The sequence below is a fragment of the Wylensekiella montiformis genome (genome assembly GCF_009697385.1).
In the GTDB taxonomy this organism is placed as follows: domain Bacteria; phylum Bacillota; class Negativicutes; order Selenomonadales; family Selenomonadaceae; genus Selenomonas_A; species Selenomonas_A montiformis.
This window is the reverse complement of record NZ_VUNL01000005.1, coordinates 72,358-90,251: the sequence shown is the minus strand read 5'-3', so window position 1 is coordinate 90,251 and position 17,894 is coordinate 72,358. Positions and strand designations below refer to the sequence as shown.

Annotated in this window: 19 protein-coding genes; all 19 read right to left on the bottom strand. The window is 57.3% G+C overall.

Annotation, left to right across the window (positions count from 1 at the left end; genetic code table 11):
* Entirely contained in the window at positions 1-762 is a 762-nt protein-coding gene (locus tag FYJ78_RS05805) for a glycosyltransferase family 2 protein (protein WP_154620462.1), read from the bottom strand.
* Between the two features lie 342 nt (positions 763-1,104).
* Positions 1,105-1,695 carry a D-glycero-alpha-D-manno-heptose-1,7-bisphosphate 7-phosphatase gene (locus FYJ78_RS05800; protein WP_154620461.1) on the bottom strand — a complete coding sequence of 197 codons (591 nt, stop codon included), beginning with the start codon at positions 1,693-1,695 and terminating at the stop codon, positions 1,105-1,107.
* The gene (gene rfaD / locus FYJ78_RS05795; protein ID WP_154620460.1) at positions 1,685-2,671 is read right to left on the bottom strand and encodes an ADP-glyceromanno-heptose 6-epimerase; all 987 of its coding nucleotides are present in this window, start codon (positions 2,669-2,671) and stop codon (positions 1,685-1,687) included. Before rfaD ends, FYJ78_RS05800 begins: the two co-directional genes overlap by 11 nt.
* 57 nt (positions 2,672-2,728) lie before the next feature.
* The gene (rfaE1, locus tag FYJ78_RS05790; protein WP_154620459.1) at positions 2,729-3,706 is read right to left on the bottom strand and encodes a D-glycero-beta-D-manno-heptose-7-phosphate kinase; all 978 of its coding nucleotides are present in this window, start codon (positions 3,704-3,706) and stop codon (positions 2,729-2,731) included.
* Between the two features lie 32 nt (positions 3,707-3,738).
* Positions 3,739-4,905: a glycosyltransferase family 9 protein gene (locus FYJ78_RS05785; RefSeq protein WP_195847882.1), complete on the bottom strand. Its 1,167-nt coding sequence runs from the start codon at positions 4,903-4,905 to the stop codon at positions 3,739-3,741.
* A 10-nt stretch (positions 4,906-4,915) separates the two neighbouring features.
* Positions 4,916-6,949 carry an LTA synthase family protein gene (locus FYJ78_RS13120; protein ID WP_154620457.1) on the bottom strand — a complete coding sequence of 678 codons (2,034 nt, stop codon included), beginning with the start codon at positions 6,947-6,949 and terminating at the stop codon, positions 4,916-4,918.
* A gap of 19 nt (positions 6,950-6,968) precedes the next feature.
* Positions 6,969-8,006, bottom strand: coding sequence for a glycosyltransferase family 9 protein (locus FYJ78_RS05775; protein WP_154620456.1), 1,038 nt, complete (start codon positions 8,004-8,006; stop codon positions 6,969-6,971).
* Complete coding sequence (gene rfaE2, locus FYJ78_RS05770; protein ID WP_154620455.1) at positions 8,003-8,479, bottom strand: D-glycero-beta-D-manno-heptose 1-phosphate adenylyltransferase; 477 nt, start codon at positions 8,477-8,479, stop codon at positions 8,003-8,005. Before rfaE2 ends, FYJ78_RS05775 begins: the two co-directional genes overlap by 4 nt.
* Before the next feature lie 42 nt (positions 8,480-8,521).
* The gene (locus FYJ78_RS05765; protein ID WP_154620454.1) at positions 8,522-9,511 is read right to left on the bottom strand and encodes a bifunctional heptose 7-phosphate kinase/heptose 1-phosphate adenyltransferase; all 990 of its coding nucleotides are present in this window, start codon (positions 9,509-9,511) and stop codon (positions 8,522-8,524) included.
* 23 nt (positions 9,512-9,534) lie between these two features.
* Complete coding sequence (locus FYJ78_RS05760; RefSeq protein WP_154620453.1) at positions 9,535-11,070, bottom strand: LPS-assembly protein LptD; 1,536 nt, start codon at positions 11,068-11,070, stop codon at positions 9,535-9,537.
* A 202-nt stretch (positions 11,071-11,272) separates the two neighbouring features.
* Positions 11,273-12,199: a hypothetical protein gene (locus FYJ78_RS05755; RefSeq protein ID WP_154620549.1), complete on the bottom strand. Its 927-nt coding sequence runs from the start codon at positions 12,197-12,199 to the stop codon at positions 11,273-11,275.
* 88 nt (positions 12,200-12,287) lie between these two features.
* Positions 12,288-13,244, bottom strand: a complete 957-nt coding sequence (locus tag FYJ78_RS05750) for a cation diffusion facilitator family transporter (RefSeq protein ID WP_154620452.1) — start codon at positions 13,242-13,244, stop codon at positions 12,288-12,290.
* Positions 13,245-13,310: 66 nt separating this feature from the next.
* Positions 13,311-13,721: a hypothetical protein gene (locus FYJ78_RS05745; protein ID WP_154620451.1), complete on the bottom strand. Its 411-nt coding sequence runs from the start codon at positions 13,719-13,721 to the stop codon at positions 13,311-13,313.
* A gap of 127 nt (positions 13,722-13,848) precedes the next feature.
* Positions 13,849-14,856, bottom strand: a complete 1,008-nt coding sequence (gene hypE / locus FYJ78_RS05740; RefSeq protein ID WP_154620450.1) for a hydrogenase expression/formation protein HypE — start codon at positions 14,854-14,856, stop codon at positions 13,849-13,851.
* A complete protein-coding gene (gene hypD / locus FYJ78_RS05735; RefSeq protein WP_154620449.1) occupies positions 14,846-15,955 on the bottom strand; it encodes a hydrogenase formation protein HypD in 1,110 nt (369 codons plus the stop codon). Before hypD ends, hypE begins: the two co-directional genes overlap by 11 nt.
* On the bottom strand, positions 15,948-16,205 hold the full coding sequence (locus FYJ78_RS05730; RefSeq protein WP_154620448.1) for a HypC/HybG/HupF family hydrogenase formation chaperone: 258 nt from the start codon (positions 16,203-16,205) through the stop codon (positions 15,948-15,950). The genes hypD and FYJ78_RS05730 overlap by 8 nt, the downstream gene beginning before the upstream one ends.
* Before the next feature lie 15 nt (positions 16,206-16,220).
* The gene (locus FYJ78_RS05725) at positions 16,221-16,820 is read right to left on the bottom strand and encodes a HyaD/HybD family hydrogenase maturation endopeptidase (protein ID WP_154620447.1); all 600 of its coding nucleotides are present in this window, start codon (positions 16,818-16,820) and stop codon (positions 16,221-16,223) included.
* Positions 16,821-16,865: 45 nt separating this feature from the next.
* The gene (gene hypB / locus FYJ78_RS05720; protein ID WP_154620446.1) at positions 16,866-17,531 is read right to left on the bottom strand and encodes a hydrogenase nickel incorporation protein HypB; all 666 of its coding nucleotides are present in this window, start codon (positions 17,529-17,531) and stop codon (positions 16,866-16,868) included.
* A complete protein-coding gene (gene hypA, locus FYJ78_RS05715; protein ID WP_154620548.1) occupies positions 17,532-17,873 on the bottom strand; it encodes a hydrogenase maturation nickel metallochaperone HypA in 342 nt (113 codons plus the stop codon).
* Positions 17,874-17,894: the final 21 nt, after the last annotated feature.

Genomic DNA, 17,894 nt, shown 5'->3' with positions numbered 1-17,894 from the left:
TCAATTCGTTTCGTTTTCTAACCGATATAGATTTTGCAGCTTCAGATATTTCATCATTGCTGCCACAGCCGCCAAGATTGACATAACCAACCCTAAATAGCCATCACGGAATCCTTGTTTCAAGATATACGATTTTATGAAGGCAAAAAAAGCATGCGATAACACACTTATGCTGCTGATTTTTTTACGTCGCGCAAACATGCTCTGCGCAGACAGTGAAGTATAATGATTGGTTTTCGCAAAATATTGCTGCCAAGTCGTATAGGTGTAATGATAAATGCAGTTTGGCAAATCCTTTATCGCCAAATCTGTATCTATCCCCTCATGAACGCGGCCATGCCACTTTATCCCCGTACGCGGATAAAACCGTGCTACATAATCAGGCCGGTGTCCACCATGATGCATCATCTTTCCCATGACCACATTTTTCCGCTGCATCCGGTAAGCCATAGGAATATTTTCTGACACAATGCGGCCAATCGTTTCCACAGCACTCGGAACGATTCGCTCGTCTGCATCCAAAAACAACACCCATTCTGCCTTGGTCTGAGTAAGCGCGAAATTGCGCTGCCCCGCAAATCCAGTTTCTCCCATGGGATGAACCACAAAGCGAGCGCCTAACGCTTCTGCTTTGGCCTGTGTTGCATCCGTACTGCCGGAATCTATCACAACAATCTCATCCGCAAATGCGACGCTCTTGATGCATCCTTCAATGTTTGCCTCTTCGTTTTTCGTTAAAATCAATACAGCTAATTCAGGCATAAACGAACTCCTTTATACCAATTGAATCTCCAACATATTATTATACCATATGCCCCCCAAAAAAACTTCCCAAAATCCACCGCTTCATCCATCATATCGGGAATTGCCCCCACAATCCGCTGATTATCGATAAAGCGTTCTGTTCCCCCCCCAAGCTTATAACCCAAAGCATATAACTTACCGCTTCTATTTTAGCTGCTTACAAGTTATAAGCCAATAAAAAATACCCTATCCTACAGGATAGAGCATTTTCTATCTATAACCAGACAGGAGCCTTTTCCTGTCTTCCATGCCATACTATGCTGTTTAAAAGTCCCGTTGCTGCATAATCGAAGCACATCTTCACAGCCTGCCTTTTACGCAGGCGAGCAGGCTGCCGGAGCGATAGCGAATACCTGTCAGGCCTGCTCTTGCGGCACATTCCATGTCGCCATCGCTGTCGCCGACGAAATACGATTTCGACCGGTCAATTTGGTACTTCGCACAGGCGCGGTCTATCATGCCGGTGGCGGGCTTGCGGCAGCTGCAGACCTTGCGGTACGCGGGGAGCTTTGCCTCTGGGTGATGCGGACAGTAGTAGAGCGCATCGAGATGCGCTCCGATTCCGGCAAGTTCCGCGTTCATCCAGTCGTAGACGGTCTTTACGTCTTCTTCCGGATAGTAGCCGCGGGCTACGCCGGACTGGTTCGTCACGAGGATGGCAAGGCAGCCCTTGTCATTGACGTATTTTATGGCTTCTTTCGCGCCGGGGATCCAGATGAAGTCCTCGGGGCGGTGGAGATAGTGAATGTCTACGTTCAGGGTACCGTCGCGGTCGAAAAAGACCGCCTTTCGGGGGGCCTCATCCGTCAGCCTGCGGCTGCCACCTTCCCCAAAGGGGAAGGCTTTACGCGCCGAAGACACTGTCAGCAGGGAAGGCTTTTTATTTGCCATACTCAAAATAACCGCCCTGATCGAGGAAGTCGACGTATTCCTTTACGGCCGCTTCCATATCGGTGAAGCCCTGGTCGTAGCCGGCGGCCAGCAGGTTCGCCGGATCAGCTTCCGTGTAGTTCTGGTATTTGCCCTTGAGGACTTCCGGGAATTCGCGATAGGTGATTTCGCCTTTGCCCATCGCATCAATGACGGCCTGCGCCACTTCATTGTAGCTGTGAGCATGTCCGGTGCCGCAGTTGTAAATGCCGCTTTCCCCCTTGTTCTCCCAGAACCAGAGGTTGACGTTTACGACGTCCTTGACGTAGACGAAGTCGCGGCGCTGCTCACCGTCCCGGACCGGCTTGCCCTGAATATCGCCCCAGCCCTTGAAGAGGCGGACCTTGCCCGATTCGTTGATCTGATTGTAGAGCTGGTAAAAGATGGAGGCCATCTTTCCCTTGTGGTGTTCCTGCGGGCCGTAGACGTTGAAGTATTTGAGTCCGACGATCTGGCTGTGCGCCTCGGGCATGACCTGACGAACATAGCGGTCAAAGGCCAGCTTGGAGAAGGCATACGGGTTCAGCGCATCCTCACATTCATCGCCCTCGCGGAAGCCGTTTTTCCCGCTGCCATAGGTGGATGCCGATGAAGCATACAGGAACGGTATGCGGTGCTGCAGGCAGAAATGCAGCAGCGATTTGGAATACTCGTAGTTGACGCGCATCATGAAATTGACATCGTACTCCATGGTGTCGGAGCAGGCGCCCTCGTGAAAGACGGCGTCGATGTCCGTGCCATCGAAGTCGTCATTTTCGATGCTCTGCAGAAAATCATCTTTGTACTGATAGTCGATAAAGTGCAGACCGCGCAGGTTTTTGTAGTTCTGTCCATCCTTGAGATCGTCGACGATCAGGATGTCCGTGCGGCCGCGACGGTTGAGTTCCTTGACGATGTTGCTGCCGATGAATCCGGCGCCTCCGGTTACGATAATCATAAAACGGATTCCTCCTTATCCCTTCTCCTTTGCGGGAGCGTTCATGCAGAAAACAGTTTATTTCAAAACGTCCAGCAGTTCTTCCCTGCTGATGGCGTAGGTGCCGAGTTTGGCAACGACTACACTGGCGGCGAGATTGGCCATGTAGGCGCTGGCCACCGCGTCGATGCCGCCGGCCAGCCCGAGGGCCAACACGGCAATGACCGTATCTCCGGCGCCGGACACGTCAAAGACTTCCTGCGCCCGGGTCGGGATGTGCTCGGCCTCTTTGTCCTGCACAAAGGAAAGGCCCTTTTCCGAGCGGGTCGCCGCCATGGTCCGGATTCGATATTTGCGCATCGCATAGCGCGCCGCTTTTTCGACGGCTTCATCCTCGTTTTTGATCGGCGCGGGCAAAATCTCATTGAGTTCCTTGAGGTTCGGCGTGATGCAGTCCGCGCCGGCGTATTTCTCCCAGTCCGATCCCTTCGGGTCGATGACGACGGGGACGTTCTGTCCGCGGCAGAGTTCGATGATCCGTTGGCAGGTTGCCGGGGTGCAGGCGCCTTTGCCATAGTCCGAGAGAATGACGGCATCGATCCCCTCGCCGAGCTTTTGGCGCACGACGTTGAGCAGCCGCTCGGCAAAGGGGCCTTCTATCGGCTCGGCTTCCTCGAAGTCCAGCCGCATCATCTGCTGATGCCCGCCGATGACGCGCAGTTTGGTGGTGGTCGGCCGGTCGGTATGAATCAGCCCCTTGTAGTCAATGCCGCGCGCAGTGAATTGATCGAGCAGGCTCTGGCAGTGAAAATCATCGCCGACAAAGCCGGCAATCGCGATCTGACAGCCGAGCCGGGCGAGGTTATGCGCGACGTTGGCCGCGCCGCCCAGCGTTTCCTTTGCGCTGGTCACATGCGTGATCGGCACCGGCGCTTCCGGCGAGATCCGGGTGACCTCGCCGTAATAGTATTTGTCGAGCATCACATCGCCGACGACAAGGATGCGGCAGTCCGCCGTGCGGCCGGCCACAAAGTCATATAATGCTTGTTTTTCCATCCCGACTCCCTTTCTTTCCAGAAACGACACGTTCAGGCTTCTTCTACCCGGCAGGCGTAAGCGCCCGGATGAGCTGGAAGCCGATAAGCCGGCTGCCCATGGAAGGCGTCCAGCAGTTCATCGATGTATTTCATGACGGTATCTACCGAAATTTTCTTCATGCAGGCCAGATTTTCCTCCCCTTTGTGCGGACATTCATGAAGTCCGCAGGGATGACAGGGCACCGGCGCTTTGATGAGCACGTCTTTTGCGTCATAGGGATAAAAGCCTGGAACCGGCGAGGCGCCGAACATCGTGACAATCGGGACGTTCATCGCGACGCCCACATGCATCGGCCCGGAATCGGTGGTCAGCATCAGGCAGCAGCGCCGCAGCATGCCGGCCAGTACGGCAAGGTTCAGCTTGCCGGTGAATATATGCAGATGATCGCGGCTGCCGGTTTTCATCTGGCCGACGCAGGCGCGCACCATGTCCAAATCCATCGGCCCGCCGAAGAAGGCGATATGATAGCCGCGCGCGATCAGCCGGTCTGCGGTTTCCGCAAAATACTTGTCAATCCAGCGTTTCGTCCGCCAGCTCGCGCCGATATTGAACGCAATGACCTGATCTTCGGGAGCAAACTTCTGCTGCCACAGTCCGGCCGCCTCCCGCTCGGCCGATTCGGGCAGCCAGATCTCAAGCCCGCCGTCATCGATATCCTCGATGCCGGCCGCTTCGCGCAGCACCTCAAGGTGCGCATGAACCTGATGTTTCCAGCCCGGTACATAGCGGTACGGCGGGAAGAGATTCAGCGGCCCCCAGCCGATATGGTGTGCAACCGACGGGTTCTGCATGACCTTGTCAAAGAGCAGCGAAAAGCCCGGCTTGCTGTAGCCGACGATGCGTTTCGCCCCGGAAAACGCGGCGATGGCCGAGGCGCGTTCGTTGCGGTGCAGGTTGATCACGAGATCAAAATGCTTTTCCCGCACGCGCCGGATGAAGCGAAGCAACGCCGTCAGGCTGCGGTCTGCGCCGTGCTTGTCGATGAGCATCAGTTCATCCAGATTTTTGTTTTCCGCGACAAGATCCCGCAGGGACCGGTCCGTCAGCAGTGTGATCTTTGCCGCCGGACAGGCATGGCGGAGCGCATGCAGGACCGGCGTCACAAGGAGCAGATCGCCGATGTGCATCATATTGATGACCAAAATCGATTGAGCCATATTGCCTCCCTTATTCCGCATTCAGATCTGTGCCATGTACGGCCAGCCACCAGGAAAGCGTGCGCGCCGCCGGCAGCCATTTCATGGCTTTGGCCCGTTCGGCCTCCGCATCATATCCGCGCTCCGCATTCCATGGCGCCGGCTCCATCGTGTCCTTGTCCACCGCGCCCATGGCGTTCTGCGTCAGGAAGCAGCTCGTATTAAAGCCGGCCTGCATTCCGTCCTGCTGCTCGGTCATGCTCGGAACGATGGAATAATAGGTGAATCCCTTCGGCGCAATAAATTCCATGATAGTCGGCAGGATGCTGGTAAGGCCGCCGACTGCATTGGCCGGCAGGATATCCTTCGTAACACCGCCGCCGTAAATCAGCAGAGGCACCGCCTGATGTTCAAACAGAGTGGGATGGCGGCTGGGATCCGTGCGCACGGCATGATCGCCGGTCACAAAGAACAGGCTGTCCGGATAGATTTCCTCCGTTTTCTTGATAAACTCCGTCACGACCTGATCCGTATACCAGTAATGCCCCAGTTCCTTAGCCAGCTGATCCGGATTTTCTACGTCCGGCATAGCCCGCGTGAAGGCTTCTTCACGCTCGAGATCAAAGCCTTTGCGCTCGATATCGATATTATAGGGCGGATGATTGGAAACGGTCATGATGACGTGAACCGTCGGCGGCTCGCCGGCCAGATGCTCAGACAGTTTGTCAAAGATATATTCGTCAGCCGTACCGAAGGTATTGACCTTCGGCGCGTTCATATCGGTGTAACCATAGAAATGATCAAAGCCCTGCGCCAGCGAAAAGGGCTTCATGCTGGCCCATGCCGGGTTCCCGCCATACCAGAAGTCGACCTGATAGCCCAGCTTCTTGAGCTGCACGGCCAGCGCCGTCGGATAGGGTTCGCGGATGCTGCGCGGCTGATAGTTGACCGCCACGCGCATCTCGGACAACCCCGAAATGATGCCGTCAAAGGCCACCGAGGTGTATTCGCCGTTCGGCATGAAGGCCAGCGTTCCATAGCCGTGCGGCGCATTCATCAGGCTCTTCATGCCGTCGGTAACATGGAGATCCGCGTATTGATCGAGCAGCGGCCAGGAAGCGCCGCTTTCCTCAAGGATAATGAAGATATGCCGCGGCTTGTCCATGCGCGGCCCCTTTGCCGTGCGCGCCAGATAGGGCGTGAGATCGTCGCCGTTTTCCTCCGTATGGCCGGCGGCAAACCTTGCATAGTCGCGAATCTTCGCCTTATCGACGAAGGTCGCCGCTGTGCCTGCCTTCATGCGCTGGTTCAGTGCATGCACGCGGTACATGGCCTGTGCATCGTCCAGCACACATTCATTGAGAAAATCATCGCTCGTAACGCCGGAGCTTTCCCAGTTAATGCCATGAGCAAAGGTAAAGGAGCCGCCGAAGCGCACGAACAGGAAAACAGCCGCAAAGACGACGAGGAATACCGCGGAAAAGAACAGAGGACGGCCCGAAAAAAATCCCGGCAGGGGCAGCGGCCTGAGACGGAACAGGCGCCGCAAAAGCAGGAAGCAGACGACCGTCAGGGCAATCGCAACGGCCATGCGCCAGATGAGCCCATAATCCTGTATCATCATCATGAGGACGGAACCGAGCTTTTCATTCGTTCCGGCCATGACCTGCTGCGAATTGTACGTCGTATGAAACTGATTATAAAACGGGAATCGTGCGACGAAAAGAACGTTGAATACAAAGCTGGCCAGCGTGCCCCAGATCAAACGGAGGGTGCGGGCTGCGCCGGAAAGGCGCGGAACGAGCAATGCCGCAACCGTCGCGAAAAGGAAGGTGACCAGCGCCGCGCCGCCGGCGGTCTTTAAAGAAAGCCGCAGGCCCATCCAATTGGCCAACAGGATTTCATCCCCCGGGGTCGCCGGATTGATATACGAATGCATCACCGCCATGAAGATCGCGCGATAGAGGCAGACCAGCACCAGAATGAAGCCAAACAGCTTAAGATCCTGCTGAATGTCTTCCCAAAACGTTTTGAGCCGCGAAGGCTGCTTGAAATGGATAACCACTTTTTACCTCTTTCTTTTTCTATTGCCAGGTACTTTTTTCCGACAACAGAGCTGAGATTTTTTGTTCTGCCTGCTGCACCGATATCGCGGCCAGACAGTCCAGTCCTTTCGGGCAGGCGCGCTTCCAGCAGTGCCTGCAGGGGCGGTCCGCCTCGATGGCATGCTCCAGCTGACCGTAGGGACCGTTGCGGTTGGCATCGGTCGGGCCCATGAGCATGATGGTCGGCGCGCCGACGCCGGCCGCGAGATGCACCGGGCCCGTGTCGCCACCCACAACGATGCGGGCGTTCTGCAGAACGCAGGTGAGCTGCTTGAAGTTCGTGCGCCCCACGAGATTGATCGGCGGGATTTCCGTCTGCGCACAGATCTCCGCGGCCCGCTGTTCATCCACCGGGCCGCCGCCCACGAGCACGGGAATCAGACGATGTTCGTAAAGCCAGTCGCCAAGCGCGGCAAACGATTCGGTCGGCCAGCGCTTGTTCGGCCAGTTTGCGCCGACCGCAAAGACCACGTAGGGGTTGCCCATATCGGCCCCGGCCTGACTGAAAATGCGGCGCGTCAGATCTTCCTCGCACTCAGGTACCGTAAGCGGAAACACCACGTTTTCCACGCGGCAGCCGATCGCCCGCGCCACATCGAGATAACGCTCGACGATATGACCGCCCGCGTTCGGACCGATGACCGGCTTTGAGATGCGGTCGCTGAATTCGCGCATATTGCACATGCCGAGCTTGACCGGCGCCTTGGCCAGACGGGCGATGGCGGCGGATTTAAAGAGTCCCTGCAGATCCAGCACGGCGTCATAGCTGCGCTGCCGGATCCGGCGGCGCAGCGGCCCATAATGAGAAAGGAATCCGCCGATGGATTTGAATTCTTTCTTTTCAAAGCGGATGATTTCGTCGATACAGGGGTTCATGGTCAGCAGCTCGTAGGCAGGCGGCTCCACGACCCAGGTCAGATGCGCGTCAGGATAAGTTTCCTTGATGGCATAAGAGACGGGCAGCGCATGAATCACGTCGCCGATAGCGCTGAGCTTGACCACTAAAATATTTTTCATGTGTCTGCTCCTTCCGCCCGTATTTTTTCGATAATGCCGGTCGTGGATCTCCCCTCGACCATGCGGACGAATTCCACCGTTCCGCCGTAGCTTTGGACGATCTTTGCCTCCGGCAGCGTATCGAGCGTATAATCGCCGCCCTTGACATAAACGTCAGGTTTCACTTTGGCGATCAGAGCTTCGGCGGTCGGCTCGCCGAACAGCACGACATAGTCCACCGCTTTGAGTGCGCCGACGACTTTTGCGCGGTCAAGCTCATGATTGATCGGCCGCGACGGTCCTTTGATGCTCCGGACCGAAGCATCCGTATTCAGCCCGAGTACGAGGCAGTCGCCGAAAGAACGGGCCTTTTCCAGATACGTGACATGCCCCGCATGCAGGATGTCGAAGCATCCATTGGTAAATACGATTTTCTTTCCGCCCTTGCGAAGGATCTCGCAAAAGGCAGCAATATCCGACTGATCGATTAACATATAAAGTCCTCCGAATGGGCAGATGAAATCCGAATCTTTTTCTCACCGGTTCAGCGCGCTTTGAAGCTCCGCTGCACTGACCGTGCTGGTGCCGAGTTTTCTCACAGCAATGCCGCTTGCGATGTTGCTGAGTTCGGCCGCTCTGGCCGGCTCCGTACCGGCAGCCAGCGCGAGAATCATCGTCGCCACGCAGGTATCGCCCGCGCCGGATACGTCAAAGACCTCGCTCTTATCCGAAACGGGGATATTGTGAATGGCGCCGTCCTTTTCCAGCAGAACCATGCCGTACTCGCCGCGCGTCACCAGAACGCCGTCGGCCTGAAGCTCATCCAAAAGCTCCTGTCCGGCCTCGAAGATATCTTCCTCGGTCAAAAGCTCCCGGCCGACTGCCGCCGCCAGCTCGGCGTCATTCTGCTTGACATAGCAGATTCCCCGGAACGCGCGGACATCGTAACGCGAGTCGACAAGACTCGGCACATCATGGCGGCGGCACCAGCGGATGAGATGCTCCCGGAGGGCCGGCGTCACGGTGCCGGAGCCATAGTCGCTGAGGACGACGCCGCCGATGTCCGGCAGCAGCCCATCGATGTACTGCAGGATTTCCGACTCGAAAGCCGGAGCCATCGGTTCTTTGCTTTCCTTGTCAATGCGCACGATCTGCTGGCTGACCGTCGCCCGGCCGCCCGCAATGACGCGCGTCTTGGAGATCGTCGGCCGTTTTTCATCGCAGAACAGTCCGCCGGTATGCGCGCCATTTTTCTCCAGCGCCGCTTTCAGCCCCTTTGCCGCATGATCGAGACCCAAAAGGCCCACGGCAAAAACGTCGCCGCCGAGCGTCGCGATATTGTTGACGACATTGGCCGCGCCGCCGGCCACGATCTTTTCTCCGGCCTGTTCCAGCACGAGTACCGGCGCTTCACGCGAAATGCGCGAGATGCGGCCGTCCAGATAGATGTCTGCGACCATATCGCCTATGACCAGAATGCGCTGCCCCCGAAGCTGGCCGATGATCGGTTCCAATTCCTTTTTCATTCCCATGTCCTCCCTGCCGCCGTTTACCACGGCGTGAACTGCCAGCGCAGACTGACGTGATTTTCCTTCGATTTGTACCGCAGGATGATCTGCGAGCAATGCAGATCATGGTACCAGTAATAATCGATATTCCTCCATTTGCTGTGGTCCAGATCATACCGCGTGCCGACCGCGACCCGGTTGATCGCGTCGATGCGATAGCTGAATCCGCCCTCGGCCTTTTTGGAGTAATCATCCGTATCAAAGGAGAACAGGGAGTTTTCCTCGTTTTTCTTGCTGTAATGATACCCGGCATACGCCGCCCAGCGGTCGTCGAAATCCCGGGTGAGTACGATATCCGCACTCATGCCTGCGACGCGGGAATCATCATAGGATTCGCGCGTGATGTCATAGCCGGTATGCAGGTACAAGGTATTGCGGTGGAAGCGGATCGGGTCATAGCCCAATCCGACCCCGTAGCTGCCGTGATTGCTGTGCACGCCGTTTCCATACCAGCGTCCGTACTCGGCATCCAGCGAATACGTCAGATGCGTCCGCCCGATGTGGCTGCCGTACCGCCAGAAATACGACGGCTCTTTTTTGATCCATTTATCGTCGCCGTCCTCAAAGTAGCCGTACGTCAGGCCTGTCGACATATTCCGCCCGGACCAGGTCAGGTCATAGTTGCTGCGCCAGCCGTCCTTCGTATTGATCAGAATATTGGCATGCGTATCCAGCTTTCCCCGGACGGGAAAGGTCAGGTGCCATTTGAGATAGGCGCCGTCGTCGGTGTTGTAGCCGACGCGCGGATAGTTCGTCTCATGCCCGTCCGCGCCGGAAAGGTTGGATTCATAGTGTTTCCGCGAAAACAGAACCGTCCCTTTCAGCCAGAACTTCACGTGTTCCATGATGATTTTCTGGTTGGGATAGAGGATGATCTTTTTCGCGCTCAGGTGGTAATCCGGTTTTTTCGCCCCGCATTTCGTCTCCGTTCCGTCATAGGCTACGATGTGATCCGGATAAAATTCAAACCGGCGGGCCGTGATATAATGCGCATCCGCTTTGCCCCGGACGTCCTCCATCGTACCGGTCTTTGCGCCGTAGTTATAGTTCGCCCGGTACCCGTCCAAAGTAACGCGAACCTGCCCCGGCGTCAGCTGAAGAACATGAGCCTTATCGGGGATATGGATTTCCTGCCTCTGCACGTTGCCGGTGATTTCCTCGCCCTGAAAGCGATGCGCATCCATCTGCAGGATATCGACCTTTCCTTTGGCGATAAAGCTCCCGTCGCGCTCATCATAGGTCAGATCGTCGCCTTCAAAGGCCACGGGCGCGGGTTTTGCGGGATCCAGCGGCCGGCGCAGGTTCTTCTCCATCTGCGCCGCATCCTGCAGGAGCTTCTCCTGCTCCGGCGTCAGCCAGCGCTCGCGGGCCGTGCGGTGCTCCTGCTCGATATAGTCCAGCGCATCGATGCCGGTATCCGAATCCGCGTGATACGCCGCCTGAACCGAACCGGTCAGCGCCGGATATACGAGAGCCGCCGTTGCCAGTCCGGTCAGGATCTTCCTGTTTCTATTCATCAAGAAATCTCCTCCAACTAGAGTTTTCCACATAAGTCTCACTTTATCATATAACATTCCCCGATGTAACGCAATGGAGCCGCAGAAAGCAAAAGAAAAACAGGCCCAGCGGATGCTTCCCCAAAGGAGCCTGCCGATCTGTGCCTGTTTTCCTGCTGCCGCGTCCGGCAGACTTCCATGCCGGACGCCGGACGAACCCTATTTACTGTGCCAGTGTCGTAGCCACGCCATAGAGCGTATTGGCGGACTTGGTCTGGATGTAGAATTCCGTGCCGGCCGGCAGGTCGATGTTTTTGCCGTTCACGAAGGCTCCGCCGATGATGCCGATCGGTCCGAGTATCGCAATGCCGGCCAGACTGGCTCCGGCGGCCATCGCCATATTCTTCATCTCTTTCTGCGCTTCCTCGCCCACAAAGGTATCGACATACGTCCCGTCGATCGACTTCGCCTTATTGAAATCGATATCCACCTTGGCGTTCCGCCCGAAATTCTTTGCCTGCTTGACCGATTTCACCGTTCCTTCGCCCGGCGCGCCCTTGGCAAAAACCAGCCGTCCGTTTACGATCACATCGCTGGACACCTTGAAGCGGACGATGTCGCCCGCCTTGAGATGCTTCGCATTGACGGGATCCACCAGCGCCACCTTGATGAGCGTGTTGGCGGGGACCGACGTCCGCTCGATCGGCAGCGCCTCCGAGCCGAAGGAGAGACGGGACAGCTTGCGGATGCGCTGTTTATAAGTTCCCTCTTCCGTCTTGCCGCTGATGGTCATTTCCATATCCGCCACGCGCTTTTCCACCGAATTCATGCTGACTTCATGATCGATGTTCCACTCGATGGCGTTGAGATCCGCCAGCACGGACGGCTTCGTGCTGTTCGTGTAAACTTCATTGTAGATCGCGTCGACGCGGGCCATCATGCTGCCGCTGCGATGCGTGCCGTCATAGTCTTTTTCCAGCTTATCGATGCGCTCCGTGAGGGCTCCGGTCTGCTCCGTGCCATAGGTGTCCTTCTCGATAACGGCCAGTTTGTCCTGCACCGTCGTCGGTACGGCTGCGCCCGCCATCCCCATGGATGAGACAACGAGGGCTGCGCTGAGCAGCGCACTGCATAATTTACGGAAATTCATCATCGTCTTCCTCCGTTTCCATTCTGAATCTGCCTATCATTTTACCATATCCGACCGGATTCTGCTTGAATTTCTCATGAAGGAATCCTTATTTTTTACTGAATCTCCCGCTTCGCTCCACCGGTTCCGGCGCACGCTGCGACGCTTCATAGTGGCTGGTGTTCGTTTCCGGCTTATGATAGTCCGCCGGCTCCGGGTGAATCAGGATATCGAACGTGCCGAGTTCCTGCCGGATCTTTTCTTCCAGTTCATCGCAGACGGCATGAACCTGCGAGAGATGCATGCTGCCGTCAAACAGGACATGAACATCGAGAAGCTTGTACGAACCGGATTTCCGCGTGCGCAGGCAGTGGCAGCTCCGGACCTCGGGAACGCTTTCGATGATCTCGCGGATCCGGTTCTCCTGATCCTCCGGCAGACTGGCATCCGTCAGCTCCATGGCCGACTCGACCACCATGCGCCAGCCAGCCCGGAAGATGATACCGGCCACGAAAATCGCGATGAGCGAATCCAGCCACGCCCAGCCGGTCAGCTGCATCAGCACCAGTCCGGTCATGACGCCGACGGAGGTCCAGACATCCGACTGCAGATGCAGGCCGTCCGCTTCCAGCGCCTGCGAGCCCGTGACGGCCGCGACATGAATCAGACGGCGGGACACCAGAATATTCACGACGATCGATATCCCCATAATCAGGATGCCGTATTCCAAGAACTCCGGCAGGCGGGCCTCCTGAAATTTTTGCACCGATTCATACAAGATGCCAACCGCTGCCCCGACGATGAGCAGCGCCTCTACCGCCGCCGACAGGTTTTCGTATTTCCCATGCCCGTAATCGTGCTCCTGATCCGGCGGTACAATCGACTTTCTGACCGCCCAGAACGCGATCAGCGCCGCGACCAGATCCACCCCGGAATGGAGCGCCTCCGACACGAGGCTGACAGCCCCGACATACAGACCTACGGCCAGCTTCAGCACGACCAGCGTCGTATTGGAAAAAATGGACAGATATGCTGTCCGCTGCTTGAGCGCAGCATGCTCCGTCATAACCGATCCCCCCTCGAATGCCAGACGACAGTGCGCCGCATCCCTACAAAAAGCGCCCCGGCAGAGTTACTGCTTCCGGGGCTGTTCATAAATGAAATCCACAATTGTATGCATTGGCGAAGTCAGGCTGTACGGCGCCGGCGGCGCCATGCCGGAATGAGACTCCACGACCTCCTTCGTATCGTACGTCTGCACGACAGAGGATAAGATCTGATACGTCGATTTTTCCCGATTGAACCGGATGTCGTAAATAAACCGCCGATTCTGGCGGGCCTTGACGACAAGCACGCGGGCGCTGACCACCTCGCTGGAATGCTCGCCTTCCGTCTCGGTTTCATAGGAAATCGTATTCACATCCACATAATAACCGGTCGCGCCATTCGCGTCCACAAACTGTATGTTTTCCCCGGCCAGACAAAACGGACTCATAACCAGCAGCAGAGCCAGAACCAGCATCGTTATCCGTCTGAGACTCATTCGTTATTCCGCTTCCTTTTTCAAAAACTGTGTAAACCTGCAACAAACGCTTCTATTATAGCGAACAGGATGGGAATACGTCAAGCAATGCCGGGATTAAGATTGCCTGAGCCGCAGGGGGAGTCCGTCAGCAGATGCGGGGGACCAGATTGCCCAGCGGCATGTCCACGACGCGGATCCCGCCGATCGACGTGCGCAAGCCGACCTGGCCGGGAGCGCCTTCCGTAACCTCGCCGATGACGCGGGCGTCCCGGCCATACGGATTGGCCTGCATGGCCTCAAGCACCGCCTGCGCTTTATCGGCGGGGACAAACGCCACGCATTTCCCCTCGTTGGCCAGATACAGCGGATCAAAGCCGAGAATATCGCAAACGCCCTGAACCTCCGGATGAACCGGAATCGCATCCTCATCGATCAGGATGCCGCAGCCCGAGGCCTCGGCGATCTCGTTGAGCACCGCGGCGACGCCGCCGCGCGTCGGGTCGCGCAGCACGGCGATGTCCGGGGCGGCGGCAAGCATGGCCTGCGTAAGACCGGCCAGCGGCGCGCAGTCCGTCCGCACGGAGTCCGGCAGCTGCAGGCCGTGCCGCCCGGCCAGAATCGCGGCCGCATGATCGCCGATATACCCCGACAGGATAACCTTCATGCCCGGTTTGACATGCTTCGGCGAAATATCCGTCCCCGGGATGATATCCCCGATCCCGGCCGTATTGATGAAAATGCCGTCCGCTTTGCCGCGCTCGACCACCTTGGTATCGCCGGTGACGATATAGACGCCGGCTTCATCGGCCATCCGGCGCATCGTTTCGACGATCTTCCGGAGGTCAGCGATCGGAAAGCCTTCCTCGATAATCAGCCCGGCCGAGATATAGCGCGGAACGGCGCCGGTCATCGACAGGTCGTTGACCGTGCCGCAGACGGCCAGCTTGCCGATGTTGCCGCCCGCGAAAAACAGCGGCTGAACGACGTAGGAATCCGTCGTGAACGCCACGCGTCCGCTCATATTGACCGCCGCGCCGTCATGAAGCTCATTGAGGACCGGATTGCCGTAAGCCGGCAGAATCACCTCGTCCATGAGCTCCCGGCTCAGTTTGCCGCCGGCGCCGTGCGCCAGCGTTACTTTTTCATTTGCCATAGATGAACCTCCCCCGGCCATATTTAAACCACGCCGCGCAGACGCCCTCGACGGAAACCATGCACGGCCCGACCGCATGCGTCGGCACGCAGGCCGTACCAAACAGCGGACATGCCGGCGGCGTCACCACGCCGCGCAGTACATCGCCGCAGCGGCAGGCTGTTTTTTTCGGCGCGGGAAGCGCGCCGGCCGGCAGCGGCATGACCCGCTCGATGTCGAAACGGGCATACGATTCCCGCATGCGCAGCCCGGAAAGCGGCACCACGCCCATGCCGCGCCAGTTCGTATCCACCGGCTCGTATACCGTGTCCGTGATGCGGCGCGATACCGGATTGCCCTCGGTACGCACGACATCCTCGTATTCGTTTTCCACCCTTGCTTCGTGATTCACAGCCTGCCGGACAAGCCGATAAAGCGCGCGCAGGATCTGAATCGGCTCAAATCCCGTGATCACGCCCGGAACATGGTATTTCTCCACCACCGGTTTGTAAATGCCCGTCCCGGTAACGACCGAGACATGGCCCGGCAGAATGAAGCCGTCCACATGAACCTCCTCATCCTGCAGCAGCGCCTCCATGACCGGCGGCACGAGTTTCTGCGCGGAAAGCAGGAACAGATTGTCCAGCCCCTGCTGCTCCGCGGCCAGAACGGTAGCCGCCGCCGTCGGCGCCGTCGTCTCAAAGCCGACGGCAAGGAATACGACGCGCTTTTCCGGATTTTCCTGCGCGATCCGGATGCTGTCCATCGGCGAATAGACAATGCGGATATCCGCGCCGTCCGTCTTTGCTTCGCCCAGACTCGACCGGGAGCCGGGCACCTTCAGCATATCGCCGAACGTCGTGATGATGACATCCGGACGCCGCGCATACGCGATCGCCTTATCCATGTAATCATCCGGCGTCACGCAGACCGGACAGCCGGGGCCGGATACGAGCTCCACGGATTCCGGCAGCATCTGACGGATCCCGGAGCGGAAAATCGCCACCGTATGCGTGCCGCACACTTCCATAAAACGCAGCTTATGATCCGCGCGTTCCGCCATGCGCTGAATCTCCGCGACAAGGCGCGCGGCCAGCTCCCGTTCCGTTTTCTTATCCATTGGCCGCCGACTCCTCCAGATCGCCGACCGTGCGCGGCGCTCCGTTCATCTCAGCGATCAGGGCGTTCGTCTCCTCTGCGTCCTTCTGATCGACCTTTTGCATCGCGAAGCCGGCATGAACCAGAACATAGTCTCCGACCTTCGTCTCCGGCAGCAGCATCAGGGAAACCTCGCGCGTCACTCCGGAAAGTTCCACCCGGCCCATTGCATTTTCTATCGCCAGCACTTTAGCAGGAACCGCTAAACACATATCTCCTACCTCCCGTTATCTTCCCTCTCTCACTGCTTCTTCCGCCACGACATGGAAATCGAGCGGTTCCGCAGCGTCCTTTTCCTTCGGTACAATCCCCCACGAGCGCAGCTCGGCCAGCGCCTGCTCCGCCATGTGCGGCAGCAGCTGCGCCATTCCGTCGGACAGACCGACGCCGGCTGACAGATCATACGGCTGTGCCCCGATGACCACAACCTCCGGTATCTTATGTCCCGTGACGGTCAGCAGAGCAAGCACATCCTGAATCCCGACCTCATGGGCGCTGATTTTTTCCTGAAAATGCTCCATGACTGCATCGTTGTGAAACCGGAACAAGGTTCCGGGCTCCGCACCGCCGTTGATGGAGTCGATGATCAGCAGCTTATCCGTCCCCGTGACGTACTGCGTCAGCTCGATGCCCAACGTGCCGCCGTCGACGATCTGAACGCCTTCCGGAAAATCGTAGTGCGCGTCCAGATACTCCGCGGTGCGGACCCCGAAGCCCTCATCGCGCAGAATCACGTTGCCGACGCCGAGAATCGTCACCTCGGCCGGATGGAGGACATGATCGATAGGCGTCCCCGCATCCGCCCCGTTGCCGAATACATCTGCCATATTGGTTTTCCCCCTTTGAAGCCCTGTCTCGCTAAGACCGCCCGTTCATTTTGCTTTTCGCTTCGCCGCCGCTTTTTCCTTCAGCCATGCGCACCACGCGTCGATTCCCTGTCCGGTCGCGCAGGACACCTCAAGAATCTCCATCCCCGGATGAAGCGTCGTGATGTCCTCGCGCGCCGCAGCCAGATCAAAATTGCAGTACGGCAGAATATCGATCTTATTGAGCAGTGCAATCGCCGATTCCTTGAAAATCAGCGGATATTTCATCGGCTTGTCGTCGCCCTCGGTAATGGAGAGCACAACGCCCTTGTCATCCTCGCCAACGGCAAATTCTGCCGGGCAGACCAGATTGCCGACATTCTCGACGATGAGCAGATCCAGCTGCTCAAGATTCATCTGGCTTGCGACCTTCTGCACCATCGGTGCGTCGAGGTGGCAGCCGCCGGCCGTATTGATCTGAATGACCGGCACGCCGTGCTTCTCGATGCGGTCCGCATCCTTGCTTGTGAAAAGATCGCCTTCGATTACGGCCATATTCAGTTCGTCCTTGAGACGCTCCATCGTCTTTTCCAGCACCGAGGTCTTGCCAGCTCCCGGCGAGCCCATGAGATTGATGACATAGACGCCCTTTTCGCGGAACATCGCCTGATTCTCCGCCGCAATCCGGTCGTTTTCGCCCAGAATATTCTTCATTACCTGAATTTCTGCCATTCAGTCCACCTCCAGATAGGATACCTGCATTTCCCGGCCCGATACGGTTTTCAGAACGCCGTCCTTACATTCCGGGCACCAGAAATCGTAATGCTCGATATGAAATGTTTTGCCGCACTTCGCACACTGCCCGACAAGCGGGATATGTTCGATATGAAGCTGTGCGTCCTCGGCAATCGTACCCTTGACCAGCATGCGGAACGAAAATTCCAGCGACTCCGTTTCCACGCCGGACATTTCGCCGATCCGCAGACCGACCTCACGGATCTTTTTTGCCTTGTTCTGTTTCGCATAATCCAGTGCGATATCGAGAATCCCTTCGGCCAACGCCATTTCATGCATAATTTTTTCTCCCTGCGCCAT